This is a genomic window from Faecalibacterium sp. An58 (assembly GCF_002161515.1).
Lineage (GTDB): Bacteria > Bacillota > Clostridia > Oscillospirales > Ruminococcaceae > Faecalibacterium > Faecalibacterium avium.
This window is the reverse complement of record NZ_NFHX01000009.1, coordinates 31,221-56,482: the sequence shown is the minus strand read 5'-3', so window position 1 is coordinate 56,482 and position 25,262 is coordinate 31,221. Positions and strand designations below refer to the sequence as shown.

The window sequence follows — 25,262 nt, the reverse complement described above, 5'->3', positions numbered from 1 at the left end:
CGGGGCGCGCAGCGCTCCAAGTTTTGCGATTAAGGGAGGAAATGATTTATGGCAATCCGTACCATCGTGCAGGAAGGCGACCCCATTTTGAACAAGGTCTGCCGCCCTGTGACCCAGTTTGACCAGCGTCTGGCCACCCTGCTGGACGATATGCATGAGACGATGATCGCCGCCGACGGCGTGGGTCTGGCAGGCCCCCAGGTGGGGATGCTGCGCCGGCTGTTCGTAGTGTGGGACACCACCGACGCCCCCGAGGAGATCCCCGAGGGGTACGAGTACAAGTTCATCGACTTTATCAACCCTGAGATCGTGGCAGTCTCGGAGGAGACCGAGACCCACTATGAGGGCTGCCTGTCGTTCCCGGGCCACAACGGCGCCGTGACCCGGCCCGCAGCCGTCAAGGTGCGGGCCCAGGACCGCAACGGCCAGTGGTTCGAACTGGAGGCCGACGGCCTGCTGGGCCGGTGCATCCAGCACGAGAACGACCATCTGGACGGCATCACCATCATGCAGTCCAGCGACTATTTCTATGAGGACACCGAGGAGGGCCGCGAGGCCGCCCGCAACGCAAAGGAGAACTAAATGCGCATCCTGTTTATGGGCACCCCGGACATTGCAGCCGCCTGTCTGGAGGCTCTGTATGCCGCAGGGCATGAGGTCTGCGCCGTCTACACCCGGCGGGATAAGCCTGTGGGCCGCAAGCAGGTGCTGACCCCGCCCCCTGTCAAGCAGGTGGCCCTGGCCCACGGTACCCCTGTGTTCCAGCCCCGCACCCTGCGGGACGGGGGAGAGGACGCCAACATCCGCGCCCTGGCCCCTGAGCTGATCGTGGTGGTGGCCTATGGCTGCATCCTGCCGGCGCAGGTGCTGGCCATGCCCCGGTTCGGCTGCATCAACCTGCATGTGTCCCTGCTGCCCAAATACCGGGGCAGCGCGCCGATCCAGTGGGCGGTGCTGAACGGCGACAGCGAGACCGGCGTTTCCATCATGCAGATGGACGAAGGGCTGGACACCGGAGACGTGCTGGCCTGTGAAAAGATCGCCATCCAGCCCGAGGAGACCAGCGGCGAGCTGTTCGACCGGGTGACCGAGGTGGGGGCCGGCCTGCTGTGCCGCACCCTGCCGCAGATCGCCGCCGGCACCCTGACCCCCGTGCCCCAGGACCACGAGGCCGCCACCCTGGCCCCCATGCTGACCAAGGAAATGGCCCGGTTCCACTGGACCGACCCGGCATCCCACATCCACAACTGGGTGCGCGGGATGAACCCCTGGCCCGCCGCCTGGTTCGTCACCGGCGGGGGACGCAAAGTCAAGGTGATGGCCTGCCGTCTGGCTGACAGCCAGGGCGAGGCCCCCGGCACCGTCCTGCGTACAAAGCCCCTGACGGTGGCCTGCGGAGAGGGCGCCGTGGAGCTGCTGCAGGTGGTGCCCGAGGGCTCCAAGCCCATGGAGGGCAGCGCCTTTGCTGCGGGGCTGCGGCTCAAAGCGGGGGATCTCCTTTGAGGCCCCGGGGCCCGCGGGCCGCGGCGGTGGAAGCCCTGCTGCATCAGGAGCAGGGGGGCTATGCCAACCTGGTGCTGGACGCTCAGCTGGACCGCAGCGCCCTGGCCGGACGGGACCGCGCCTTCGCCGCCGCCATCTTTTACACCGCCGTCGAGCGGCAGGCTACGCTGGATTTTATCCTGGGGCAATTTCTGCCCAAGGGGGTGGACAGGCTGGACCCGCCGGTGCGGGCCATCCTGCGCAGCGCCCTGGCCCAGGCCAGGTATATGCAGGTGCCGGTCCCGGCCGCCGTCCATGAGGCGGTGGAGCTGGTCCGGGCGTTTGGCAAGTCCAGCGCGGCAGGACTGGTGAACGCCGTGCTCCGCAAAGCCTGCAACTATGACCTGTCCGCCGCCTCCTTCGAGGACGAGGTCCAGCGGCTGATGGTGCTGGGCTCGGCAGGGCGGGATGTGGCTGCGTTTCTCCGCCAATACTACCCCGATGAGGCTCTGGATATCCTGACCGCCCCGGCGGATGGAGGGCGCACCGCCCTGCGGGCCAACCCCCTCAAGACCACCCCGGAGGCCCTGGCGGACCTGCTGGCCGGGGAAGGGGTCGAGGCTGTGCCGGGCCGCGTGCCGGGCAGCCTGCTGGCCGCCTTTGAGGGCAGCCCTGCCGCCAGCCCGCTGTTTGCGCAGGGGTACTTCCATGTGGAAGGGCAGGCCAGCCAGCTGGCGGCCCTCTGTGTGGGAGCGCGGCCCGGGGAGACGGTGCTGGATCTCTGCGCCGCTCCGGGCGGCAAGACCCTGACCCTGGCCCAGGAGATGGGGGACAGCGGCCGGCTGCTCAGCTGCGATGTCACCCCCAAGCGGGTGGGGCTGATCCGCACCGCTGCCGGCCGGATGGGCCTTGGCTGCGTGGAAGCGGTGTGCAACGACGCCGCAAAGCCCAACCCCGCGTTTCCCCGGGCGGACCGGGTGCTGGCCGACGTGCCGTGCAGCGGCCTGGGTATCCTGCACAAAAAGCCGGATATCCGCTACAAGACTCTGGACGAGCCCCGCCGCCGGCAGCTGCTGGATACCCAGCGCGCCATTCTGGACTGCGCCGCCGGCTACCTCAAGCCGGGCGGGCGTCTGGTCTATTCCACCTGCACCATCCATCCCGACGAAAACCAGGCCCAGATCCAGGCGTTTCTGGAGCGGCAGCCGGATTTCCGGGTGGTGCGGCCCCAGCCGGCCCTGCCCCAGGACATGGAAGCCGGCCCTCTGGGGGCCCTGTCGGTGCCCAGCCGCACCGGGATGGACGGCTTTTTCATCTGTGTATTGCAGCGGGACTGAGAGGGCCCACTGCGCGGGATCTGCCTGCCGGGCAAGCGGGGGTGCGGCTGCATCCGGGCTTTCCCGGCGCCGGCATACCGGGCAGAGCGCGCTCGTGCCGCTGCACAGGAGACTACCATGGAACACAAACGCTGCATATCTTCCCTGACTGTTGAGGAACTGGCCGCCGAGATGAAGGCCATGGGCCAGCCGGCCTTCCGGGCAAAGCAGATCTTCCACTGGGTGCACCAGAAACTGGTCACCGACTTTGCCGCCATGACCGACCAGCCCAAGGCCCTGCTGGCCCGGCTGGAGGAGGCGTATTATATCGCCGCGCCCCGGATCGAACGGCGGCAGCAGGCAAAGGACGGCACGGTCAAATACCTGCTGCGGATGGCGGACGGCAACTGCATCGAGACGGTGGTCATGCGCTATCACTATGGCTGCACCGTCTGCGTGTCCACCCAGGTGGGCTGCCGGATGGGCTGCCGCTTTTGCGCGTCCACCCAGGCCGGCCGGGTGCGGGATCTGGAGGCGGGGGAGATCTGCTCCGAGATCTACACAGCCCAGAAGGACATCGGGGAGCGCATCTCCCACATCGTCCTGATGGGCATTGGGGAACCGCTGGACAACTTTGACCAGGTGATGAAGTTCCTCTCCCTCATTTCGTCCCCCGACGGGGTCAACATCGGTATGCGCAACATCAGCCTTTCCACCTGCGGCATCGTGCCCCAGATCGACCGGCTGGCCCAGCGCAAGCTCCAGCTGACTTTGTCCATCTCGCTGCACGCCCCCAACGATGCGATCCGCAGCCAGATGATGCCGGTGAACAACGCCTACCCGGTGGCCCAGCTGATGGACGCGGTGCGCCGCTACCAGGACACCACCGGCCGCCGGGTCAGCTTTGAATACTCGATGGTGCGGGGCGTCAACGATTCCGACGCCTGCGCCCGGCAGCTGGCCGGCCTGATCCGGGGGATGGGGGCCCATGTCAATCTGATCCCCATCAACCCGGTGGACGGCAGCCCCTATTCGGCCACCGACGCCGAGAATGTCCGGCGCTTCCAGGCCAAGCTGACGAGCCTTGGAGTCAACGCCACCGTCCGCCGCAGGCTGGGCAGCGAGATCAGCGCAGCCTGCGGCCAGCTGCGCCGGGAGGAGATGGTCCAGGCGCAGCACACACAGCCGGATGGGAAAGGAGATGCCTATGAAACTTGCAGGGAAAACTGATGTGGGCCGGGTCCGGCGGGAAAACCAGGACGACTTCCGTGCGGGGGAATTGCCCGGCGGCGCGGCCTGGGGCCTGGTGTGCGACGGGATGGGCGGCGCACGGGGAGGCCGGGAAGCTTCCCATGGGGCCTGCGATGTGATCGAGCGCTGCTTCCAGGACCAGTATGGACGCTGCCTGCCCGGCGCCGAGGAACAGTTCCTGACCCAGGCGCTGGAAAACGCCAACCACTATATCTTCCAGAAATCTGCCCAGGAGGAGGCTTTGGCCGGCATGGGCACCACGGTGGTCTGCACCCTGGTGCGGGATGGCCGGGCCTATATCTGCCATGCAGGGGATTCCCGGGCCTACCTGTTCCACACGGGGCGGCTGCATCAGCTGACCCACGACCATTCCTATGTGCAGGAGCTGGTGGACTGCGGCACCATCACCCCCGAGGAGGCGGAACACCATCCCCAAAAGAACATCATCACCCGCGCTCTGGGGGTGGATTACCGCCTGGGGCCGGACAACAACTCGGTGGTGGTGCTGCCGGGGGATATGCTGCTGCTGTGCTCGGACGGGCTGACCAACGCCCTGACGGTGGGGGAGATCGAGTCGCTGCTGAACAAGGTCAACTTCTATGACCTGCCCGACCGGCTGATCGACGCGGCCAACGCGGCGGGCGGCCAGGACAACATCACGGCCCTTCTGCTGGGCATCGAGCCGGTGGAGGTGCAGCGCCATGGATAATCTGATCGGCAAAAAGCTGGACGGCCTGTATGAGGTGCGGGAGCTGATCGGTTCAGGAGGGATGGCCAACGTCTACAAGGCGGTGGCGGTGGGCCAGAACGGCCCGGTGCCCGCCGGCACGGTGGTGGCGGTCAAGGTGCTGCGGGCCGAGTATATGCACGATCCGGACCTGGTCAACCGGTTCAAGAACGAGTCCAAGGCCATCTCGCTGCTGCACCATCCCAACATCGTCAAGGTGTACGATGTGTCGGTCACCGACCGGCTGCAATATATCGTGATGGAGTATGTCAACGGCATGACGTTGCGGGAGTACCTCAACGAGCGGGGCGGCAGGCTGACCAGCCGGGAGACGGTCCACTTCATCTCCCAGATCCTGCAGGCGCTGGACCATGCCCACCGCAATGGGGTGGTGCACCGGGACGTCAAACCCCAGAACATCATGCTGCTGGACAACGGCCAGCTGCGAATGATGGATTTCGGCATCGCCCGGATCTCCCGGGCCGAAAACCAGCTGATCAGCGGCAAGGCCATGGGCAGCGTCCACTATATCAGCCCCGAACAGGCCAAAGGGGAAATGACAGGCCCCCGCAGCGACATCTACTCGGTGGGCGTGATGATGTACGAGATGCTGTCGGGGCGGCTGCCCTTCGACGGGGACGACGCGGTCAAGGTGGCTCTCAAGCAGATCACCGACACCCCCCAGCCCCTGGCCCAGGCCGCGCCCGATACACCGCGGGCCCTGGTGGAGATCACCGAAAAGGCCATGGCAAAGCTGCCCGAGAACCGCTATGCCAGCGCCCGGGAGATGCTCAGCGCCCTGGACCAGTATGTCAAGGACCCGGATGTGGTCTTTGCCTACAAGTATATCACGGAGGAAGCACCTGAAAAGGTGGTCAAACAGACAATGAGCCAGAAAAAAGAGCCACATACCGCAGGGCCGTCCGGCCAGCGGCCCCATAAACGGAAAAAGAAGCGTTCGGTATTCATCCCGGTGCTGCTGGGCATCACGGTGGCCTTTGCCGTGGCCTGCGCCGCTCTGTGCCTGATGATCCTGCGCAACGCCAACAATATGCTCACCGACCAGAAAGCCGACATCGTCCTGGAGGACTATGTGGGCGAGACCCGCACCGAGGCCGAGGCCAGCCCCCAGGTCAGTTCGGGACAGATCAACATCGAGTGGGTGGAGGAATACAGCAGCACCTACGGCGAGGGCTATATCTACAAGCAGTCCCCGGCGGCGGGCCGCGTGGTGCGGGAAGGGCAGACCGTCACCCTGACCGTCAGCCTGGGCACCCAGTATGTCACCATCCCCGACACCACCAACTATGTGCAGGCCGACGCCGAGCAGCTGCTGCGGGACAGCGGCCTGTCGGTGCTGGTGGTGCAGAACGTGGAGCCTTCGGTGGCGGTGGGCGCGGTGATCCGCACCGACCCTGTGGCCGGCACCGTGGTGCCTGCGGGCAGCACTGTGGTGGTGTATGTCAGCCGCCAGCAGGTCACCACCACCACCACCGTACCCTCGGTGGTAGGCATGACGGTGGATGACGCCCGCACCCTGCTGGTGCAGAACCGTCTGACCCTGGGCAGCCAGACCCAGGCTTACAGCGACCAGCCTGTGGGCACCATCATTGCCCAGGAGACGGCGGCCGGGTCCACCGTCAAGTTCAACACCCGGGTCAATGTGACGGTATCGGCCGGGCCGGAGCCTGCGCCCGAACCGCCCGCCAGCTCGGATGCGGGCAGCGGCGCGGACAGCGGCGGCGACTGGTGGAGCGACCTGTGGGGCAGCGGCTCCTCCAGCTCCTCCTCGGAGGGGCAGAGCGGCAGCTCCAGCTCGTCGGACACGACCACCATCTGGCCCTGGGATTGGTTTTGACGGGGGCGCAGGATGGACGGATATATCGTGAAAGGCATCGGCGGCTTCTACTACGTCAAGACATCGCAGGGCGTGGTGGAGTGCAAGGCCCGGGGCATCTTCCGCAAGCAGCGGCGCAGCCCTGTGGCAGGGGACAATGTCACCCTGGCCGTGGAGAACGGCGCCGCCGTCATCGACCAGATCGCTCCCCGCAAAAACGTCTTTGTCCGGCCGCCGGTAGCCAATCTGGATGTGCTGTTCCTGGTGGCCAGCACCACCCAGCCCTCCCCCAGTACCCTGGTGCTGGATAAGCTGTCCGCCATTGCGGTGGATAAAGGGGTGCAGCCGGTGGTGGTCTGCACCAAGAGCGATCTGGCCGGTGCGGATTTTCTGGAAAAAGCCTATGCAAAGTCCACCCTGCCCTTCATCCGGATCGACTACGAGACAGGGGAAGGTCTGGACGAGGTGAAAGGCTGGATCAGCGGACGGCTGTGCGCTTTCTGCGGCAACTCGGGGGTGGGCAAATCCACCCTGCTCAACGCACTTCTGCCCGATGCCGGGCGGGAGACGGCGGCCATCAGCCGCAAGCTGGGCCGGGGCCGCCACACCACCCGGGAAGTGACCATCTTTGAAGCTTTTGGAGGGCGCATTGCCGATACGCCGGGCTTTGCCAGCCTGGAGGCCGGCAGGGCGGGCTATATCCCCAAGGAAGAACTGGAGCTGGCCTTCCCGGAGTTCGGGCCTTATCTGGGCCGGTGCCAGTTCACGGGCTGCTCCCACCGCAGCGAAAAGGGCTGCGCCATCCGGGAGGCTCTGGCACAGGGACTGCTGTCCCAGACCCGCTACGACAGCTACTGCGCCATGTACGACGAGGTAAAGGACGTCAAAGACTGGGAACAGCCCCGGCGGCAGGAGCCCAGCCTGTAAAAAAACCCGCCCGGACGGGATGGGGAGAGAAAAGGAGTGACGCTATGCCGCGCTGTGTGATCCTTTCGGCCTGCCCGGTCAGCGGGCAGATGGCTGCGGCGCTGCGGCCCGACGATCACCTGATCGCCTGCGATGCAGGCTACCGCAGCTGCCAGGTGCTGGGCCGCAGGCCCGACGCTGTGGTGGGGGATTTTGATTCGGCCCCCCGGCCCCAGGCCCTGCCCGGGGAGGAGCTGGTGGTGCTGCCCCATGTAAAGGATGACACCGACACCGAATACGCTGCCAAGCTGGCGTCCCGGGAGGGATACCGGGAGGTGCTGATGCTGGGCTGCCTAGGCGGCAGCCGGCTGGAACACACCCTGGCAAATCTCTGCACCGGCCTCGGGCTGGAGCAGCGGGGGGTGCGGACCACCCTTCTGGATGAGCACAGCCGCCTCACCTATCTGCTGCCGGGACAGAGCCGCGCCTACCCCAAAGGGGAATATTTCTATCTGTCCGTCTTTCCCATGGAAGGGCGGGCCGCCGGGGTGAACATCCGGGGCGCCTTTTATGAGCTGACCGACGCCACACTGACGGCGGGTTACCCTCTGGGGGTCAGCAACGAATACGCCCCCGGTTCGGACTGCATCACCCTGTCGGTGCGGGAAGGGGCCCTGCTGGTGGTGGAAACAAAGCCGGATGCCCCCTGATCGGAACATTTTGGGCCTCTGCCGCCTATAATAGGGCAAAGAAGGAAAGGCAGGGAACCATTTATGCAGATCATCGTCATCAAGAGCCCGCGATGCCTGGCCGGCTTGCTGCGCCTGCTGTTCGGCGTCCGGAAAGAAAACTGAATCCAAAGCCGGAAGGCCCGCAGAGCCGCTTGCAAGTCAAGCCGCCCTGCGGGCCTTGCTGCGTCCGGTCTAAACCCGGCCGGCTGCCGCATAAAATGGACCATGCGCAATGGGACATGAACGCGGACAGGAAAGGAGCGCCATCAACAATGGAACTGAAGGTCTTCCGTGATATACTCTACGCCGGGGGCGGGTGCTGCACCGTCCAGGCAGAACTGCCGGTGGAGGCCGAGATCCTCATCTCGGATTATCTGCCCCAGGTGTTCAAGATCGTCAAGTGCTTTGCGCGGCCGGTGGTGCTGCAAAAACAGCTGCAGCCGGGCCGCCTGAATCTGGACGGGTACATCCGCTGCACCGTCTACTACCAGGGGGAAGAAGGGGCCGGCCTGTGCCAGACCGAGCAGAAACTGCCCTTCCACAAAAGTCTGGAGCTGCCGGAGTTCTCTTTTTCCTCCTGGAGCGCCGTGGTGGAAGGGGAGACAGAATACCTCAACTGCAGGGCGGTCAACCCGCGGCGGATCGAGGTGCGGGGCGCCTATGAGCTGACGGCTTCGGTGTCGGCCCAGTGCAGCACCGAGGTGATCACCGGCCTGGCCGACTGCGGCATCCAGCAGCGCCTGGATCTGCTGCAGGGGGTGCGGCGGGCCGCCGTCCTGGATAAGCTGATCTCGGCCGATGGTCCCATCGCTTTTGCCCAGCCCCCCGCCGCCGTGCTGGACGTCAGCGGCAGCGCCTTGGTCAAAGAGGTGAAACTGCTCAGCGGCAAGGCGGTGGTCAAGGGCGAGATCCATGCCCAGTGCGCCTGGCGGGCCGGGGATGGGGGCGGACTGCAAAGCCAGGATGCGGTGATCCCCTTCAATCAGATCCTGGATGTGGAGGGGCTGTCGGAGGACTGCCAGTGCCTGTGCGTGGCCGAGCCGGTGGGCTTTACCATCGCGGAGGGAGAGCAGGGAGGACCCGGCAAACTGACGGCCACCGCCCTGCTGCACCTGCGCGCCTGGCGGCCTTATGAGCTGCGCTGCGTGGCGGACGCCTTTTCCACCCAGTGCGAGATTCTCAGCGAGACGGCCCCTCTGGAGGCGGAACAGCTGGCCTGCATGGTGGACCAGAGCGTTGCCGTGACCTGTTCGGGGCCGCTGCCGGATGAGAATACCCGGCTCTTGGCCTGCTTTGCCTCGTTTGGGCCGGTGTCGGTGGAGATGCAGGGGGATGCCCCGGTGCTGACGGCCAAGGTGCAGGTGACTGCCTTTGGCCAGAACAGTCTGGACGAGATCGACAGCTATGACAAATCCGCCGAACTCACCCTGCCCCTGGCCGGCTGCCCCGCAGGGGAGCTGTATGCCGAATGCTGGCTGTCCGCGGAGGACGTCCGGGCCGCCTGTACCGGCGGGACGCTGGAGGTGACCGTCAGCGCCCGGGCCCAGGGAGCGGTGCTGCGGCGGGAAAGCAGGCCCTTTGTCAGCGAGATCCAGACAGGGGAGCCTCTGGCCCCCGCCGACCCGGACATCTCCCTGCGGATCTATTACGCCCAGCCGGGAGAGGAACTGTTCGACATCGCACGGCGGTTCCATGTCTCCCCGGGGCAGATGCTGGAGGCAAACGGCCTGGAGCCCGACACCCGCACCCTGGCGGCGGCCTGCCGCCTGCTGGTGCCCGGCGCCTGAGAGGAGGAAGATACACCGTGGAAAATCCTGTACTGTATCGGGAGATCGGCGCCAGGACAGGCGGCGATATCTACATCGGAGTGGTGGGCCCGGTGCGCAGCGGCAAAAGCACCTTGATCAAGCAGTTTATGGAGGCCCTGGTGCTGCCCGCGCTGGAGGACCCTGCCGCCCGGGCCCGGGCCCGGGATGAGCTGCCCCAGTCGGCTGCCGGCCGCACCATCATGACCACCGAGCCCAAGTTCATCCCGGAGACGGCGGTGCCCCTCCAGCTGGAGGGGGGCGGCGAGTGCCGGGTGCGGCTGATCGACTGTGTGGGTTATATGGTGGAGGGGGCCATGGGCCACGAGGAGGACGAGAAGCCCCGGATGGTCAAAAGCCCCTGGTTCGACGAGGCGGTGCCATTCGACCTGGCGGCCGAGACTGGCACCCGCAAGGTGATCCGGGATCACTCCACCATCGGCGTGGTGGTGACCACCGACGGCACCATCAGCGACATCCCCCGGGCGGGCTACGAAAAAGCCGAGGCGCGGGTGATCGCAGAGCTGGAGGAGCTGGGCAAGCCCTATGTCATCCTGCTGAACAGCGCCCATCCCGACGCCCCCGAGACCGTCCGGCTGGCGGCCGCCATGGAGGGGCAATACCACCGGTCGGTGCTGCCGGTCAGCTGCATCGACCTGGACGCCCCCGCCCTGGAAAAGATCCTGGAAGGGGTGCTGTATGAGTTCCCCGTGCGGGAGCTGGATTTTGCCATGCCGCGCTGGGTGACCATGCTGGAGAGCGGCCATTGGCTGCAAAGCAGCGTCTATGGGGCGGCCATGGATTTTGCCAGCCGGGTGTCCCGCATGAAGGACCTGCAAAGCGGCGGCCAGGGCCTGGCCTGTGACGCGGTGCAGCAGTCGTCTGTCACCGGGATGGATCTGGCCGAGGGCAGCGTCCGGGTGACGGTGGAGCTGAAACCTGAGGTATTTTACCAGGTGCTCAGCGAGCAGACCGGGCTGGAGATCGGGGACGAAGCGGGTCTGATGCCCTGCATCATCGAGCTGGCCCGGGCCAAACGGGAATATGAGAAGCTGCGCAGTGCCCTCGAGCAGGTGGAGGCCACCGGCTATGGCATCGTGATGCCCTCGGTGGAGCAGCTGCACCTGGAACAGCCCCAGATCGTCCGGCAGGGGGGACGGTACGGTGTACGGCTGGAAGCCAGCGCACCGTCCATCCACATGATGCGGGCGGTGATCCGCACCGAACTGAGCCCCATCGTGGGCAGCGAACGCCAGAGCGAGGAACTGGTGGAGAGCCTGCTGGCCGACTGCCAGGAGGATCCGGTCAAGATCTGGGAGTCCAACATCTTTGGCAAGAGCCTGCATGAGCTGGTCAACGAGGGGTTGCAGGCAAAGCTGCTGCATATGCCCCAGGAAGCCCGCACCAAAATGCAGGAGACCCTGGAGCGGGTAATCAACGAGGGCTGCACCGGCCTGATCTGCATTCTTCTATAAAGAGCGAAAAGCGCGCCGTCCATGCATACCTGCACGGGCGGCGCGTTTTGCTGCTGCCTATTCTTCCCGCAGGGCCTGCTCGGTGGTGCGGCGGTCGCCCGCCAGGCTGCGGGAGGCAAAAATCCCGCCCGGGCGCCCCATGCGCACAGGCGGGATGACGGATCTTTCAGTTCCACCCGGCGATGCAAGTCAGCATCTGCTGGGGATAGCCATAAAGGCTGGCGGGCCAGTTGGAGAGGTTGGACGTGTTGGAGCAGACCAGATAGTCGATGGTCTCGCCCGAAGGTCCCGGTATCAGCTGGCTAATGATGACCACATGGCGCCAGCTGCCGCCCTCGCCCATCTGGATCAGGTCGCCGGGCTGGCAGAGCCGGCGGAAGGGGCCGGGCTGGCCGCCTGCACCGAAGAAGCACTGGCCGCCGGGGCCGCGCCGCAGGCCGCTGCGGCGCCGGCCAGGGCGGCGGCAGCGGACAGCTTGAGAAAATCACGTATTTTCATGGAAATGCCCCTCTCGTTCAAACAGAAGATAAATGTGATACAGTGCACTGTTCTGCTATTATCATAAAGCAAGAGGGTGCGTTTGTCCAATACTTGGTTGTTATAGTGATTCATGCGCGTAAAGCATGGAAATGTCACAGGATGAACACAAATCAGACGGAGCGGAGGCGGCTCTTTTGGGCTGTCCGGACGGGCGGTTTGTCCGGGAAAGTTCCCCCCGAAAAAGCGAACAGGCCGATTTGGAAAAGTATACCTTTCCAAACCGGCCCGAGCGTCCATTTCTCAGGATGGATTATAACATAAAATAGTGGCCTGTGCAATGAAAAACAGACTGCGTATCACCCAAAAATACCAGTCCGGAATTGTATACCCTTCCAAACTCCAGGCAAAAATTTCACTTTTTGTGTGGATGTAAACGTATGAACGCAAAAAAATGCATAGCACTCTTGTTGTCTGCTGTCTTTGCGGTGCTGACATTGGCTGGCTGCGGCAGGTCAGATTATTCCGCGCTGGCGGCTAAAACCCTCAACGAGGCACAGGGGAACCGCCCAGCGGTCACCTTTGAAACCCATCAAAAGCTGACCAGCGCCCTGTGGGCCGCGCTGGAAGAAGCGGCACAGCTCTCTGACATCCAGCAGGCCATGACCCGGAACAACGGTATGCAGGAGCTTTTAACGGGCCGCTATTCCTTGGAGATTTACACGGTCAGCGGTTCTCTGCGTCCTCAGGATGCCGCCGCCAAAATCGCACAGGAGATTTTGGATACCCTCTCGGGCAGGCGGGAGGAAGGATTCATCAGCATGGTCAAATCCGACGGCAGTTATTACGCAGCTGTGCTGACCTGGCGCAGCAGCAGCGGGTCGGGAAGCGATGATTCCGGCAACAGCGGTGCCACAGACCCGGACGAGCCTGTACAGGCCACTTACCCGGTGCAATGGGATGAAAGCACAAAAACACTGACTTTCCGCAAAGGCGCAGCTGCCATTATGGGGGACACAACTTTAAGCGAACACTCTACCCTGGAAGGACTGAATGCGGAACAGGGAATAGCGGAAGATAAAAGATTTGATAGTAGTAATTTTTCGCTGACGGATGTTGTGCACCTTGTGGTGGAAGGAAACAGCGGGGTGACTAGCATCGCAGATGGAATCGACGAAAATGATCAGTTTTTAAAAAGAGTAGACGCTTTTTATTATTCTCCTGTGCTAACAACAGTTAAACTAGATGGAGTAAGTTCAATAGGAAGCGGTGCATTTGCCAGCTGTCAGCAGCTTGAAGAAGTCAAAGTATCCGGACAAAATAATCTTATAATCGGCGGATTTTCGTTTGCTATGTCTCCTTCTTTAACCAGTGTGGATATATCCGCATCAAATAAACTTGAAATCATGAGTGGTGCCTTCAATAGCGGCTTTCCTAGCGGTGTAAACGCTTATTTTTCAGGTGCCGAAATATATATTAAGGATGATGCGTTTCATACTATTTCTGTTAGTCCTAATATAATCGAGATGACATTCAAAGGTGAAGTAAAGGAAATTGGCAGTGCCGCTTTTGGAACACCTTCAACACAGGCCGGTGGCATTGTATATCATTCCTATCTTAAAATTCACTACGCGGAAGGCGGCGCGGCGGCAGCAGAAGCTTTTAGACAAGTATGCCCAGAAGATGATTTGTCCAAAGCCGGCCTCCATGAAAAGAACTTTGAATGAGGCGCGCCTATGCAAGTGGAAGTACATCTTTTGGACTATCTGGCCTGGCGGGCGGGCTGCGCCTGCCTGAGCGATCTGCACCGGCCGGGGCCCGGCCAGCGGGCGAGGCTGCGCCGGGCGCTGGCCGAACTTGCGCCCGACTGCGCGCCTCAGCGGGAATGGGATGACGCGGTGGCCTACCTCACCGGCGGGCCGCCCGCGCCCAGCCCTGAAGCCGCCCAAGCTGCCCTGCTGGCCTGGCTGGCATAAAAGCCCCGGCCGGGACAAAATAAAAACCCGCCTTTTCCGCTTGTGCAGCCGGGAAAGGCGGGTCTTGTTTTTTACAGCGGGATCATTTGACCTCGCTGTTGTGCTTGGCCTGGAAGTAGGAGCGCAGGGAGTTGACCACGATGGTCAGGCCCAGAGCGATCAGCAGCACGGCAATGATCAGCTGCAGGCCCTCCAGCATAAAGGTGGCGCTGCCTGCCTGGAATGCCTGGATCAGAGCGATCAGACGCTCCACCAGAGCAGTGAAGGTGACGCAGAGCATGATCACCAGGGGAGGGAACAACATCTTGTTGTTGCGGCCGGTGACCTTGAGGAAAACGCACAGGGTGACCAGCACCAGGGCGCTGAGCAGCTGGTTGGCCGAACCGAACAGGGGCCAGATGTTGGAGTAACCCACCTTGGTGAGGATGAAGCCGCACACCAGGGTGACCACGGTGGCAAAGTAGGTGTTGCACAGCAGCTTCCGCCAGCCCTCGGCGTGGGCCATGTCGTCCACGCTGAACAGCTCCTGGAAGCTCATCCGGCCGATGCGGGCCACGGCGTCCAGGCTGGTGAGGGCCAGAGCGGATACGCACATGGTCATGAAGCACTGCGCCACATAGACCGGCACGCCGAACATCTCCAGGAAGCCGGCCACGCCCCGGCTGAAGATCTGGAAGGGGGTGCCGGCGGCAGCGGTGCCGTCAGCGGCGGCAGAGGCGCCGGCCACACACAGGGCCAGTACCGCCAGCAGGCTCTCCAGCACCATGGCGCCATAGCCTACCTTGAGCATATCCTTCTCGTTCTCCACCGTCTTGGAGGAGGTGCCGGAGGACACCAGACTGTGGAAGCCCGACACGGCGCCGCAGGCCACCGTGACGAACAGGATGGGGAACAGATCGCCCAGGCTTGCGTTGTGGAAGCCGGTAAAGACGGGCAGGTTCATGGTGGGATGGGCCACCAGCAGGCCCACCACGGCGCCCGCGATCATGCCGATGAACATGAAGGTGGTCATATAGTCGCGGGGCTGTTTCAGCAGCCACATGGGCAGTACGGCTGCAAAGAAGATGTAGACAAAGGTGATGTAGGTCCAGGTGTTCTGATCGGCGATCAGGGGCATCATCATGCCCAGGGCCAGGGCGGCCACGGTGCACACCAGGCCCACGGCGACCTCTTTCCAGCCGGTGAAGTGGAACTGCTTTTGCAGCAGGCCGAAGATCATGGCAAAGACGATGAACAGCAGCGAGATGGTGCCGGCTGCGCCGTTGCTCTGGGCGGCCTCCACCAGTGCGCCGTCGGTGCCGAAAGCGTTGAAGGTGCCGGCCACCATATCGGCAAAGGCGGCGATGACCAGCAGGGTGAACAGCCAGCAGAACAGGAGGAACAGCTTGCGGCCCAGCTTGCCGATGTATTTCTCGATCAGCAGGCCCATGGATTTGCCGTCGTTCTTGACGCTGGCGTACAGGGCGCCGAAGTCGGTGACGGCGCCAAAGAAGATGCCGCCCAGCAGGATCCACAGCAGCACCGGCAGCCAGCCGAAGGCGGCTGCCTGGATGGCGCCGGTGACGGGGCCCGCCCCGGCGATGGAGCTGAACTGATGGCTGAAAACGGTCCAGCCGTCGGTGGGGACGTAGTCCTTGCCGTCGTTCAGGCGAACGGCAGGGGTCTTGGCGGTGGGATCGATGCCCCAGCTCCTGGCGATCCAGCGCCCATAGAGGGCATAGGCCGCGATGAGGCACACCGCCGCGATGAGGACGATTACGAGTGTGTTCATGATTTTCCCTTCTCTCTTTTGATTTGGACGAGCCTGAACGACCGGCCGCGCCGGGCGCTTTGGATGGTCCAGACAGGCCCTGCCCCGTGGTCCGGGGCGGTGGTTCTCCAGCCGGCTGCGCGGAAATGCCGCATGAAAAAAGCCTCCGCCCTTGCAGGACAGCCCGAAGGCTGCTGCAAAGACGAAGGCTGAATGCTCCGCGTTACCACTTTGCTTGCCGCCCCGAAAGGCGGCCGCTCTGCCGCGGCGGAAGGCTCTGGGCCTCTTTACCGCGTGCCCATTCTAACGGCGGGCTTCCCGGCCTGGGTTACTGGGCGCGGTGCGCCGTTCACACAGGCTGCTTGCAGGGGATGGCCGGCCCGCTCCTTGCTGCCGCCTTCCCATCGTCGGCGACTCTCTGCAAGCGGTGTGCGGGCAGGTGCGTCCTGTTCATCGCATTTGGCATCTGGCTTTTGAACGACACAAAAGTAGCACGAGGATGAAAGCTTGTCAACCGTTTGATGAAGATTTGTATGGGGTGATAAAACTGTGAGGGGAAAGTGAACAAACTTTGAACAGTTTTTGGCTGCTCACAGCTCGTCTTCGGTCAGCTTGTTGATGAGCAGCTGGTAAATTTCGTTGCCCTTGAGGATGAACTGGCGTTTGACCAGCTCGGCGGTCAGGCGGTCGGGCATCCCCAGCTCGAGGCAGAACAGCTTTTCGTCCAGCCGGTTGATCATGCAGCGGACGGTGCAGTGCCCGTCTGTCCGCTCCGAGATAACGGCGCTGTATTCGGCCTGTTTGCGGGTCCACAGCTGCGCCTTGACCACAGCGGCCACCGCCCGTTCCCGGACGCTGAGAGGCAGGTCGTAGGCCAGCTCCCGGGCCACGCGGCGGCCCTTTTCGGTGATGGTGAACTGCCCGTCCCCGTCCTGCTGCACCAGGCCCTGGCGCTTGATGTCGTCCAGACAGGAGCCGATCTCAAAATAGTTCACCAGCTGCGCGTCCATCAGCCCGGCCTCAAGCTGCTGCTGGGTGATGGGGCCGCTGTGCTGGACCAGGTAGCACAGCAGCAGACGGATCTCGGTGCTGTTGTTCAGCCCGCCGGGCCGGACCCCGGCGGTAAAAGCATCGCGTTCAGCCATGGTTCTTCACATCCTTTATACACAAGGGCGGGCGGCGGCCCGCCGGTATGGCTTTTGGGTCAATATAAACAGTATAAGGAATTTTGGCGCGGATTTCAAGCGGGATTGCAGGCCGGGCAGGTAAATTCGGTCACGATCTGCTTTTTGCTCTCGGGAGTGGAGTAGACCCACCGGTCGATGTGCCCCTGGGTGATAAAATACTGCAGGTCGAACCGATGGCTCTGGCCCAGGTTGCGGTTGACGATCACCAGCTTGATCTTCATTTTTTCGGGCAGGATGCTCTTGATGTAGACGCTGACCGCCTGGCCGGGGCGCAGGTCGGGGCAGCTTTCGGCCAGTCCTGCCAGGTTGGGCGCGATCTCAATGAAGGTGCCGTATTCCTCCACGCTGCGCACGATGCCCACCACCGTTTCCCCGGCCGAGAAGGCGGCGGCGTTTTCGGCCCAGGTGCCCAGCAGCTCCCGGATGGTCAGGACAAAGCGCCCCTGTGCGTCCCGGCTGCGGATGGCGCAGAGGATCTGCTGGCCCACGCTGACCCGGTCGGCGGGGGAGGAGATGCGGCTGACCGACAGGCAGTCGATGGGCAGCAGGGCACTGATGCCGCAGCCCACGTCGCAGAACGCCCCAAAGGATTCGATGTGGGTCACCGCGCAGGGCAGGATGTCTCCGGGGCCCAGCGTGTCCAGGTACTCTGCCTTGCACATCTGCTGGGCTCTGGCGCGGGACAGCAGGTAATAGGGCCGGCCCTGGGGGTCCTGTTCCAGGCTCTCGATGACAAAGCAGGTGGGGCGTCCCACCCGCGTCAGCACCGCGATGTCGCGCACGGCCCCGGTGCCCGCGCCGTCGGCGCACTGGGCAAAGGGCATGACCCCCCGCACGCCGCCCAGCTCAAACCGCAGCTGGCGCTGGGTGTCAAAGGCCAGGGCGGTGCTCTGGAGGATCTCGCCGCTGGCCATGGCGGCCCGCAGTTCGGCGCTGCCCAGGCGGGCCGCGTCGCGGTAGTTGCCTTCGGTTCTAAAGGTTTGCATCATCTTTCATTCCTCTTTCTTCGGTTCTGTTGCATGGTCGGTAGCAAGCCGCCGGGGCGGCCTGTTACAGCATATGCAATTTTTCAGCCCGGTATTTGCTTTGTTGATTTTTGCGGTCATTTGTTTTATACTATGGGATACGGTGCGTTTTGGCCCGTACACACAGAAAGGAAAGGAGTCCGGCTTTATGGACATCGCTGTGGGCGACATCATTCAGACACGGAAAAAACACCCCTGCGGCGCTTCGAGCTTTGAGGTGCTGCGGGTGGGGATGGATTTCCGCATCCGCTGCACAGGCTGCGGGCGGGAGGTCATGCTGCCCCGGGCCAAGATCGAAAAGAACATCAAAAAGGTCCTGAAGCCCGCTCCCGGCCCCGACGACAAAGGGTAGACGCTCTCCTTTTGCAGGTACTTGCGACACGATGCGGAAAGGAGCACCCTTTTGTCACTGGAACAGCAAATGGCGGTGGTCAGCCGCCGCTTTGAAGAACTGGCCCACAGGCTGAACCAGCCCGAGACCGCGGCGGATCCTGCGTTGTTCCGCCGCCTGATGCAGGAGTATCACGAGGCGGAACCGGCGGTGGCTGCCTACCGGGAATGGCAGACCGCCCTGGACCACCTGGCCCAGGCCCAGGCCCTGCTGGACAGCGAGGACGCCCGGGAGCCGGACTTCAAACAGATGATACAGCAGGAGATCTGCGAAAAAGCGCAACAGGCGGCGAAACTGGAAAATTCTCTCAAACTGCTGCTTGTGCCCCGGGATGAATACGACAACCGCAGCGTCATCATGGAGATCCGCAGCGGGGTGGGAGGCGAGGAGGCAGCCCTCTTTGCCCACAGCCTGCTGCGGATGTACACCATGTACGCCCAGAACCGGCGCTGGCAGCTGGAGCTGCTCAGTCTCAGCGAGACCGAGCTGGGGGGCGTGCGGGAGGCGGTGGTGTCGGTGGACGGCCAGGGGGCGTACAGCCGCCTGAAATTTGAAAGCGGGGTCCACCGGGTGCAGCGGGTGCCCGACACCGAGACCCAGGGCCGCATCCACACATCCACAGCCACGGTGGCCGTGCTGCCCCAGGCCGAGGAAGTGGAGGTGCAGCTGGACATGAAAGATCTGCGCATCGACACCTTCCGTTCATCGGGGGCCGGCGGCCAGCATATCAATAAGACGTCCAGCGCCATCCGGGTCACCCATCTGCCCACCGGCATGGTGGTGGAGTGTCAGAACGAGCGCAGCCAGTTCCAGAACAAGGACAAAGCCCTGGAGATCCTGCGCAGCCGCCTGCTGGCCCGCAAAAAGGCCCAGCAGCAGGACGAGATCAATGCGGGGCGCCAGGCCCAGGTGGGCACCGGCGACCGCAGCGAAAAGATACGCACGTACAATTTTCCCCAGGACCGCTGCACCGACCACCGGATCGGCCTGACCGTCCACAACCTGGATAAGGTGATGGACGGCGGGTTGGACGAGGTGCTGGATGCCCTGGTGCTGCATGAACAGGCCGAAAAGCTGGGCAAACTGGCTTTTTGAGCCGTTGGATGAGGCGCGGCCTGACCGCGCCGGAAAGCGATGAAAGAATGGATGCGATAGAAACCCTTCTCTGCCCGGCGGACCGGGATGGCATTGCCCGGGCTGCCGCCCTTTTGCGGCAGGGAGAGATCATTGCGCTGCCCACCGAGACGGTGTACGGCATTGCAGCCGACGCCCGCAACGGCAGCGCGGTGGCAAAGATCTTCAAGGCCAAGGGCCGTCCCCAGGATAATCCCCTCATCGTCCACATCGACGATGTAAAGATGCTGCCCGGCCTGGTCAGCGAATTCCCTGAGCGGGCCCAGCTGCTGGCTGCGGCCTTCTGGCCGGGGCCTTTGACCATCATCATGCCCCGCGGCCCCCAGGTGGCCGACGAGTGCTGCGCTGGACTGGACACGGTGGGGATCCGTATGCCCAGCCACCCGGTGGTACGCCAGGTGATCGAGGCCAGCGGCTGCGCCTTTGCGGCCCCCTCGGCCAACCTTTCGGGCAGGCCCAGCCCCACCACCGCCCAGGATGTGCTGGCCGATATGCAGGGCCGCCTGCCCCTGATCCTGGATGGCGGCTCCTGTGCGGTGGGGGTGGAATCCACCGTCGTTTCGGTGGTGGGAGAGAAGCCCACCCTGCTGCGCCCCGGGTACATCACTCTGGAGGATCTGGAGCGCGCCCTGGGCGAGGAAGTGATATTGTCCGGGGCCATCCTGGAAAAGCTGGCGGAGGGCGAGGTAGCCCGCAGCCCCGGCATGAAGTACAAACACTACGCCCCCAAAGCGGATATCACCATCCTGGAGGGGAGCTTTGAGCAGTTCAAGGCCTATGTGGAGGCCCATGCCGGCCAGGACCCCGCCTGCCTGTGCTTTACCGGGGAGGCGGAGAAACTGGGCGTGCCCTGCGTGGAATATGGCCGGGAAGGGGACGGGGCCGATCAGTCGCGGCATATCTTCCGGTGCCTGCGGGCCCTGGACGAACAGGGGGACCGGGTGGTCTACGCCCGCTGCCCCCGGAAGGACGGCGTTTCGATGGCGGTATACAACCGTCTGATCCGCGCCGCGGCGTTCCGGGTGATCCGGCTATGATGACGGTGGGGATCACAGGCCGCAGCGGCTGCGGCAAATCCACAGTGACCGCCTGCTTTCTGGCTTTGGGGGTGCCGGCGGCCGATGCAGACCAGATCTCCCGCGAGATCCTGCAGCCCGGCAGCCCGGTGCTGGTGCAGCTGGCGGACCGGTTCGGCTCCGACATCCTTCGGGACGGCGTACTGGACCGGCGGCTGCTGGCCGACCGCGCCTTCCAGACCCCGGAAGGCAAGGCGGCGCTGGATGCCATCACACACCCGGCCATCATCCGGCGCATCCATGAGGCCCAGGCGCAGGCCCGGGCTGCGGGCAGCCCTCTGTTTTTAATCGACGGGGCGGTATTGGTGGGCAGCGCCCTGGACGGCCAGTGGGATAAGCTGGTGGCAGTTACCGCCCCCTACGAGACCAGCGTCGAGCGGATCGTCCAGCGGGACGGCATCAGCCCCGAAATGGCCCGCCGCCGCCTGGACGCCCAGCTGTCCGAAAGCCAGTTGGCGGCCCGGGCGGATATCCTGCTGCACAACGACGGCACCAAAGAGCAGCTGCACCGCAAGGCCCAGGCCCTTGCGGCCCGGCTGCTGGCCGAGGCGAAAGGGGGCGCGGGTCAGACGGTTTGAAATCACGAAGAACATGCATTGCCCTTTTGCTGGCGGCGGTGCTGCTGCTCTGCCTGCCCACCGCAGTGCGCCAGGTGGAGCTGCAGCTGTACCCCCGGCGCTTTTCCGCCCAGGTGGAGACCTATGCGGCGGAATACGACCTGGATCCGCTGCTCATCTATACCTTCATCCGCACCGAAAGCAGCTTCAAGCCGGACGCGGTGTCCAGCGTGGGGGCCCGGGGCCTGATGCAGATGACCAGCGACACTTTTGAGTGGATCAAGTCCAAGCTGGCCCCCGACGAACCACTGACGTTTGACGACCTCTATGACCCCGGCTGCGCCATCCGCTTTGGGGCGTATTATCTCCGGCTCTGCCTGGACCGGTATGGCGGGGATGTGGCCACTGCCGCGGCGGCCTACCACAGCGGCTGGGGCACGGTGGACAGCCTGCTGGCCCATGAGGACTATGTGGGGGACGGCAAGACCCTGCCTTCCTTCCCATACAGCCGGATGAACCACTATGTAGAGAAGATCCTCCGCTGCTATGAGCGATATACCAGGCTGTATGACGCTGCATCGTAGGCGGCTTTGAGGAGATTACGATATGATACAGATAAGAAGGACCGACGAGAAATTTCTGGCGCTGTTTTCGGTCTCGCACCCGTTCTCGGAGCATCTGACCAAGCGAGAGGATGACCAGCTGCGGGACAAATACGATCACAACGCATTTTTCTATCAGGGGCAGCCGTCGGAACAGGAGGTGCGCAGGGCGCTGGCGTACCAGAAGGCGAGAGGGGACGGTTTCCTCAAGCTGGAGGGATACGCGCCGCTGGAGAAGGACTTCGGGCTGGAGCGAGAAGAAACGCTGACCATGGTCCTGCCGGACGAGGTGGACCCCTCGACCTGGAAATCTGCCCCCAACGTCACGGTCGGACCGCCTGACCCCGTCCAGCTGGAGCAAAACGAGCTGCGCTATTATGGTCCGCTGTACGGCGAGGATTTCACGGTGCGGAACCTTTGCCGCCTGCGGCAGAAGCTCACCTACCATGGGGCTTACCTGGACGGGAAACTGGCCGGCTCCTGCTACACCTATTCATACGGCGGGTTTACCTGCATGGACGGCCTGCTGGTGGACAGCGAGTTCCGCTGCCGCTATGTGGCTACGACCCTGCTCAAGGCCATGGCCCTGCAGGCAAGGCGGGAAGGGAACACCCTGTACCTGCACGCAGACCCGGAGGACACACCCAAAGATCTCTACGCCCGGATGGGCTTTGAGACGGTGGACCGGGTCTATGAGTACCTCTGCACCGACCTTTCCCGCCTGAGTCTGGGAGAGGAGCAGAAACCAAGCTATACGGAGCATGACGGCTCCAGTATATAAACGGAAAGAGGGCTTTTGCGGGTGCGCGATGCGCGTAAAATACTGAAAAGCAATTTTACTTTACAGTATTTTAGGACGAAACAAAGTGCATTTTGCAAAAACCCTGGAATGTAAATTGAGAGGTGTATAGAAATGAAAGAACTGACTGCCGCACAGCAGAAAGCCAAAGAGCTGCTGTACGAGCCCGCCTACAAGTGCGACAAGGACGCCCAGGTGCGTCAGGCTGCCGCCGCTTTTGGTGAGGGCTACAAGGATTTCCTGACCCGCTGCAAGACCGAGCGGGAAGTGACTGTCTACGCCGAGAAGGCCCTGCAGGAAGCGGGCTACCAGCTGTACGATGACCGCAAGCAGTACGCTGCCGGCGACAAGGTCTACTGGATCTACCAGGGCAAGACGGTGCTCTGCGGCACCATCGGCACCCGCTCGATGGAGGAGGGCTTCCACCTGGTCATCGCCCATATCGACAGCCCCCGGCTGGACGTCCGGCCCAACCCTCTGTATGAGGCTTCCCACTTCAGCTACCTCAAGACCCATTACTACGGCGGCATCCGCAAGTACCAGTGGGTCACCATGCCGCTGGCCATCCACGGCGTATTCACCCGGGCCGACGGTACCACCGTCACCCTGCAGGTGGGCGAGGACGCAGGGGATCCGGTGTTCTGCATCACCGACCTGCTGCCGCACCTGAGCGCCGAGCAGAATAAGCGCGAGCTGTCCGACGGCATCCGGGGTGAGGAACTGAATATCCTGATCGGCTCGGACGCCGTGGAGGATGAGGACGTCAAGGAGAAGGTCAAGCTGAACACCATGATCCTGCTCAACGAGAAGTACGGCGTCACCGAGAAGGACTTCACCCGCGCCGAGCTGGAGATCGTCCCCGCCAGCCCCGCCCGCGACATCGGCTTTGACCGGTCGATGGTGGGCGGCTACGGCCAGGATGACCGGGTGGACGCCTACGCCGCCCTGAAGGCCGAGCTGGAGGTCAAGGACCCCGCCTTCACCACCATCTGCGTTCTGGCAGACAAGGAGGAGATCGGCAGCTACGGCATCACCGGCATGGGCAGCGCCTACACCTTCGACTGGCTGCGCCAGCTGTGCCGGATGCAGGGGGCCGATGAGATCCGTGCCTTCCGCAACAGCCTGTGCCTGTCGGCGGACGTCACTGCCGCCTACGACCCCACCTGGTCCAGCGCCTTTGAGCCCCAGAACGGCACCTATGCCGGCCGGGGCGTGGCCTTCTTCAAGTACACCGGCAGCCGCGGCAAGAGCGGCGCCAACGACGCCACCGCCGAGCAGATGGGTTACCTGACCCGGATGATGGACCAGGCCGACGTGGCCTGGCAGATCGGCGAGCTGGGCCGCATCGACCTGGGCGGCGGCGGCACGGTGGCCACCGAAGTGGCCCACCAGGGGATCGCCGTGGTGGATATCGGCGTGCCTGTGCTGTCCATGCACTCGCCCTTCGAGGTGGTCAGCAAGAACGACCTGTACATGGCTTACCGCGCTTTCAGCACCTTCCTTGCGGCAAAGCAGTAAAAGTTCAACAAAACGGGGGAGCGGCGCGGTCAGTGCCGCTCCCTTTTGCGGGTGGGAACCATGACAAAGTTGATACGATTCATCAAACAGGAGGCCGTCCTTTCGGTGGCGGCGGTCCTGGCACTGCTCTCGGCCTTTTTTGTACCCCCGGATGGGGCGTATCTCGGCTACATCGACTTCCGTACCCTGGCCATCCTCTTTTCGTTGATGACCGTGATGGCCGGGCTGCGGCAGCAGGGGATCTTTGACCGGATGGGCCGGGCCCTGCTGGCCCTGACAGGCAGCACTCTGCAGCTGGTCCTGGTGTTGGTGGGACTGTGCTTTTTTGGCAGTATGTTCATCACCAATGATGTGTCGCTGCTCACCTTCGTGCCCTTTACCTTTGTGGTCCTGAACAGTCTGGGCGCCGAGGCGCGGGAAAAACTGATCCTGCCGGTGGTGTGTATGCAGACCATCGCGGCCAACCTGGGCAGTATGCTGACCCCCATCGGCAACCCCCAGAACCTCTATCTGTATGGCCGCAGCGGCATGGGGATGGGCGCCTTTGTGGCCCTGATGCTGCCCTATACGCTGGCCTCGCTGGCGCTGCTGGCCGGCTGGGCGGTGTGGCTCTGCCGGGGCGGCAGCCCGGTCCGCAAGGGGACCGGCGGCCCCTTCCTGGCCCCGCAGCAGAGCGTTGCAGCGGACGGGCGGATCATCTGGATGGATGCGGCCCTGTTCGTGGTCTGCCTGCTGGCGGTGGTGCGGGTGCTGCCCTATCCGGTGGCGTTTGGAGCGGTGCTGGCGGCCACGCTGCTGGCGGACCGGGCCACGTTGGGCCGGGTGGATTACTCCCTGCTGCTGACCTTTGTGGCATTTTTTATCTTTATCGGAAACCTGGGCCGGGTGGAGGCTTTTTCGGACTGGCTGCGGCAGATCATCGCCGGACGGGAGGTGCTGGTGGCGGTACTGGCCTCCCAGGTCACCAGCAATGTGCCGGCGGCGCTGCTGCTGTCCGGTTTTACCCAGGATGTGCAGGCCCTTATCATCGGCACCAACCTGGGCGGTCTGGGTACCCTCATCGCGTCGATGGCCAGCCTGATCTCCTACCGGCAGATCGCCCGGGAGGAGCCGGCAGGGAAGGGGCGTTATTTTGCCCTGTTCACCTTGTCCAATCTGCTCTTTTTGGCGGTGCTGCTGGGGCTGTGGGCCATCCTGGCTTAGGATGGACCGGTAACGCCCTTCTGCCAGAAAGACATAG

Annotated in this window: 25 protein-coding genes; 20 read left to right on the top strand and 5 right to left on the bottom strand. The window is 63.5% G+C overall.

Annotated features, from left to right (window positions below):
- The first annotated feature begins 48 nt into the window (after positions 1-48).
- From def to spoIVA, 10 genes are all read left to right on the top strand, one after another.
- Positions 49-582: a peptide deformylase gene (gene def / locus B5G12_RS07730; protein ID WP_087324510.1), complete on the top strand. Its 534-nt coding sequence runs from the start codon at positions 49-51 to the stop codon at positions 580-582.
- Positions 583-1,503, top strand: a complete 921-nt coding sequence (fmt, locus tag B5G12_RS07725) for a methionyl-tRNA formyltransferase (RefSeq protein WP_087324509.1) — start codon at positions 583-585, stop codon at positions 1,501-1,503. It begins immediately after the preceding gene.
- On the top strand, positions 1,500-2,819 hold the full coding sequence (gene rsmB / locus B5G12_RS07720) for a 16S rRNA (cytosine(967)-C(5))-methyltransferase RsmB (protein WP_087324508.1): 1,320 nt from the start codon (positions 1,500-1,502) through the stop codon (positions 2,817-2,819). Before fmt ends, rsmB begins: the two co-directional genes overlap by 4 nt.
- A gap of 117 nt (positions 2,820-2,936) precedes the next feature.
- Positions 2,937-4,028, top strand: a complete 1,092-nt coding sequence (rlmN, locus tag B5G12_RS07715) for a dual-specificity RNA methyltransferase RlmN (RefSeq protein WP_087324507.1) — start codon at positions 2,937-2,939, stop codon at positions 4,026-4,028.
- Entirely contained in the window at positions 4,006-4,758 is a 753-nt protein-coding gene (locus B5G12_RS07710) for a Stp1/IreP family PP2C-type Ser/Thr phosphatase (RefSeq protein ID WP_087229420.1), read from the top strand. Before rlmN ends, B5G12_RS07710 begins: the two co-directional genes overlap by 23 nt.
- Positions 4,751-6,634: a Stk1 family PASTA domain-containing Ser/Thr kinase gene (gene pknB / locus B5G12_RS07705; RefSeq protein ID WP_087324506.1), complete on the top strand. Its 1,884-nt coding sequence runs from the start codon at positions 4,751-4,753 to the stop codon at positions 6,632-6,634. Before B5G12_RS07710 ends, pknB begins: the two co-directional genes overlap by 8 nt.
- A 12-nt stretch (positions 6,635-6,646) precedes the next feature.
- A complete protein-coding gene (gene rsgA, locus B5G12_RS07700; protein ID WP_087229414.1) occupies positions 6,647-7,540 on the top strand; it encodes a ribosome small subunit-dependent GTPase A in 894 nt (297 codons plus the stop codon).
- A gap of 44 nt (positions 7,541-7,584) precedes the next feature.
- Positions 7,585-8,229 (top strand): thiamine diphosphokinase, encoded by a 645-nt coding sequence (locus tag B5G12_RS07695; RefSeq protein ID WP_087324505.1) that lies wholly within the window; start codon positions 7,585-7,587, stop codon positions 8,227-8,229.
- Positions 8,230-8,522: 293 nt separating this feature from the next.
- Entirely contained in the window at positions 8,523-10,037 is a 1,515-nt protein-coding gene (locus tag B5G12_RS07690; protein WP_087324504.1) for a DUF3794 and LysM peptidoglycan-binding domain-containing protein, read from the top strand.
- A gap of 17 nt (positions 10,038-10,054) precedes the next feature.
- The gene (spoIVA, locus tag B5G12_RS07685; protein WP_087229405.1) at positions 10,055-11,530 is read left to right on the top strand and encodes a stage IV sporulation protein A; all 1,476 of its coding nucleotides are present in this window, start codon (positions 10,055-10,057) and stop codon (positions 11,528-11,530) included.
- Between the two features lie 166 nt (positions 11,531-11,696).
- Here spoIVA and B5G12_RS14645 read toward each other — a convergent pair whose 3' ends face one another.
- Positions 11,697-11,873, bottom strand: a complete 177-nt coding sequence (locus tag B5G12_RS14645; protein ID WP_158099699.1) for a hypothetical protein — start codon at positions 11,871-11,873, stop codon at positions 11,697-11,699.
- Positions 11,874-11,878: 5 nt separating this feature from the next.
- The gene (locus B5G12_RS14640; protein WP_158099698.1) at positions 11,879-12,028 is read right to left on the bottom strand and encodes a hypothetical protein; all 150 of its coding nucleotides are present in this window, start codon (positions 12,026-12,028) and stop codon (positions 11,879-11,881) included.
- A gap of 419 nt (positions 12,029-12,447) precedes the next feature.
- On the opposite strand from B5G12_RS14640, the gene B5G12_RS07680 reads away from it, so the two are divergent.
- Positions 12,448-13,734, top strand: coding sequence for a leucine-rich repeat domain-containing protein (locus tag B5G12_RS07680; RefSeq protein WP_087324503.1), 1,287 nt, complete (start codon positions 12,448-12,450; stop codon positions 13,732-13,734).
- A gap of 9 nt (positions 13,735-13,743) precedes the next feature.
- On the top strand, positions 13,744-13,983 hold the full coding sequence (locus B5G12_RS07675; protein WP_087324502.1) for a hypothetical protein: 240 nt from the start codon (positions 13,744-13,746) through the stop codon (positions 13,981-13,983).
- A gap of 82 nt (positions 13,984-14,065) precedes the next feature.
- On the opposite strand, the gene B5G12_RS07670 is transcribed toward B5G12_RS07675, so the two are convergent.
- The 3 genes from B5G12_RS07670 to B5G12_RS07660 form a co-directional block, all read right to left on the bottom strand.
- Positions 14,066-15,754: a carbon starvation CstA family protein gene (locus B5G12_RS07670; protein ID WP_087229380.1), complete on the bottom strand. Its 1,689-nt coding sequence runs from the start codon at positions 15,752-15,754 to the stop codon at positions 14,066-14,068.
- A gap of 569 nt (positions 15,755-16,323) precedes the next feature.
- A complete protein-coding gene (locus tag B5G12_RS07665; protein WP_087229377.1) occupies positions 16,324-16,878 on the bottom strand; it encodes a DUF4364 family protein in 555 nt (184 codons plus the stop codon).
- Between the two features lie 95 nt (positions 16,879-16,973).
- Positions 16,974-17,909, bottom strand: coding sequence for a S1 RNA-binding domain-containing protein (locus tag B5G12_RS07660; RefSeq protein ID WP_087324501.1), 936 nt, complete (start codon positions 17,907-17,909; stop codon positions 16,974-16,976).
- 184 nt (positions 17,910-18,093) lie between these two features.
- On the opposite strand from B5G12_RS07660, the gene B5G12_RS07655 reads away from it, so the two are divergent.
- The 8 genes from B5G12_RS07655 to B5G12_RS07620 all read left to right on the top strand — a co-directional run bounded on the left by B5G12_RS07655 (position 18,094) and on the right by B5G12_RS07620 (position 25,225).
- Positions 18,094-18,297 carry a DUF951 domain-containing protein gene (locus tag B5G12_RS07655; protein ID WP_087229371.1) on the top strand — a complete coding sequence of 68 codons (204 nt, stop codon included), beginning with the start codon at positions 18,094-18,096 and terminating at the stop codon, positions 18,295-18,297.
- 69 nt (positions 18,298-18,366) lie between these two features.
- Positions 18,367-19,431, top strand: a complete 1,065-nt coding sequence (gene prfA / locus B5G12_RS07650) for a peptide chain release factor 1 (protein ID WP_087324500.1) — start codon at positions 18,367-18,369, stop codon at positions 19,429-19,431.
- A 47-nt stretch (positions 19,432-19,478) separates the two neighbouring features.
- The gene (locus B5G12_RS07645; protein ID WP_087324499.1) at positions 19,479-20,507 is read left to right on the top strand and encodes an L-threonylcarbamoyladenylate synthase; all 1,029 of its coding nucleotides are present in this window, start codon (positions 19,479-19,481) and stop codon (positions 20,505-20,507) included.
- Positions 20,504-21,124 carry a dephospho-CoA kinase gene (gene coaE, locus B5G12_RS07640; RefSeq protein WP_087324498.1) on the top strand — a complete coding sequence of 207 codons (621 nt, stop codon included), beginning with the start codon at positions 20,504-20,506 and terminating at the stop codon, positions 21,122-21,124. Before B5G12_RS07645 ends, coaE begins: the two co-directional genes overlap by 4 nt.
- Entirely contained in the window at positions 21,121-21,687 is a 567-nt protein-coding gene (locus tag B5G12_RS07635; RefSeq protein WP_087229359.1) for a lytic transglycosylase domain-containing protein, read from the top strand. Before coaE ends, B5G12_RS07635 begins: the two co-directional genes overlap by 4 nt.
- Positions 21,688-21,709: 22 nt before the next feature.
- Entirely contained in the window at positions 21,710-22,486 is a 777-nt protein-coding gene (locus tag B5G12_RS07630; RefSeq protein ID WP_087324497.1) for a GNAT family N-acetyltransferase, read from the top strand.
- A gap of 132 nt (positions 22,487-22,618) precedes the next feature.
- Positions 22,619-24,022, top strand: coding sequence for an aminopeptidase (locus B5G12_RS07625; protein WP_087324496.1), 1,404 nt, complete (start codon positions 22,619-22,621; stop codon positions 24,020-24,022).
- A gap of 60 nt (positions 24,023-24,082) precedes the next feature.
- Positions 24,083-25,225, top strand: coding sequence for an SLC13 family permease (locus tag B5G12_RS07620; protein WP_087324495.1), 1,143 nt, complete (start codon positions 24,083-24,085; stop codon positions 25,223-25,225).
- Positions 25,226-25,262: the final 37 nt, after the last annotated feature.

Bases quoted from the DNA above. Each gene is read 5' to 3' on its own strand.
- pknB (WP_087324506.1), top strand. From the start codon at position 4,751: ATGGATAATCTGATCGGCAAAAAGCTGGACGGCCTGTATGAGGTGCGG.
- fmt (WP_087324509.1), top strand. From the start codon at position 583: ATGCGCATCCTGTTTATGGGCACCCCGGACATTGCAGCCGCCTGTCTG.
- B5G12_RS14640 (WP_158099698.1), bottom strand. From the start codon at position 12,028: ATGAAAATACGTGATTTTCTCAAGCTGTCCGCTGCCGCCGCCCTGGCC.
- prfA (WP_087324500.1), top strand. From the start codon at position 18,367: ATGGCGGTGGTCAGCCGCCGCTTTGAAGAACTGGCCCACAGGCTGAAC.
- B5G12_RS07660 (WP_087324501.1), bottom strand. From the start codon at position 17,909: ATGATGCAAACCTTTAGAACCGAAGGCAACTACCGCGACGCGGCCCGC.
- B5G12_RS07670 (WP_087229380.1), bottom strand. From the start codon at position 15,754: ATGAACACACTCGTAATCGTCCTCATCGCGGCGGTGTGCCTCATCGCG.
- B5G12_RS07710 (WP_087229420.1), top strand. From the start codon at position 4,006: ATGAAACTTGCAGGGAAAACTGATGTGGGCCGGGTCCGGCGGGAAAAC.
- def (WP_087324510.1), top strand. From the start codon at position 49: ATGGCAATCCGTACCATCGTGCAGGAAGGCGACCCCATTTTGAACAAG.
- B5G12_RS07690 (WP_087324504.1), top strand. From the start codon at position 8,523: ATGGAACTGAAGGTCTTCCGTGATATACTCTACGCCGGGGGCGGGTGC.
- B5G12_RS07665 (WP_087229377.1), bottom strand. From the start codon at position 16,878: ATGGCTGAACGCGATGCTTTTACCGCCGGGGTCCGGCCCGGCGGGCTG.
- B5G12_RS07645 (WP_087324499.1), top strand. From the start codon at position 19,479: ATGGATGCGATAGAAACCCTTCTCTGCCCGGCGGACCGGGATGGCATT.
- B5G12_RS07625 (WP_087324496.1), top strand. From the start codon at position 22,619: ATGAAAGAACTGACTGCCGCACAGCAGAAAGCCAAAGAGCTGCTGTAC.
- B5G12_RS07655 (WP_087229371.1), top strand. From the start codon at position 18,094: ATGGACATCGCTGTGGGCGACATCATTCAGACACGGAAAAAACACCCC.
- rlmN (WP_087324507.1), top strand. From the start codon at position 2,937: ATGGAACACAAACGCTGCATATCTTCCCTGACTGTTGAGGAACTGGCC.
- B5G12_RS14645 (WP_158099699.1), bottom strand. From the start codon at position 11,873: ATGGGCGAGGGCGGCAGCTGGCGCCATGTGGTCATCATTAGCCAGCTG.
- B5G12_RS07695 (WP_087324505.1), top strand. From the start codon at position 7,585: ATGCCGCGCTGTGTGATCCTTTCGGCCTGCCCGGTCAGCGGGCAGATG.
- B5G12_RS07620 (WP_087324495.1), top strand. From the start codon at position 24,083: ATGACAAAGTTGATACGATTCATCAAACAGGAGGCCGTCCTTTCGGTG.
- B5G12_RS07675 (WP_087324502.1), top strand. From the start codon at position 13,744: ATGCAAGTGGAAGTACATCTTTTGGACTATCTGGCCTGGCGGGCGGGC.
- B5G12_RS07630 (WP_087324497.1), top strand. From the start codon at position 21,710: ATGATACAGATAAGAAGGACCGACGAGAAATTTCTGGCGCTGTTTTCG.
- coaE (WP_087324498.1), top strand. From the start codon at position 20,504: ATGATGACGGTGGGGATCACAGGCCGCAGCGGCTGCGGCAAATCCACA.
- rsgA (WP_087229414.1), top strand. From the start codon at position 6,647: ATGGACGGATATATCGTGAAAGGCATCGGCGGCTTCTACTACGTCAAG.
- B5G12_RS07680 (WP_087324503.1), top strand. From the start codon at position 12,448: ATGAACGCAAAAAAATGCATAGCACTCTTGTTGTCTGCTGTCTTTGCG.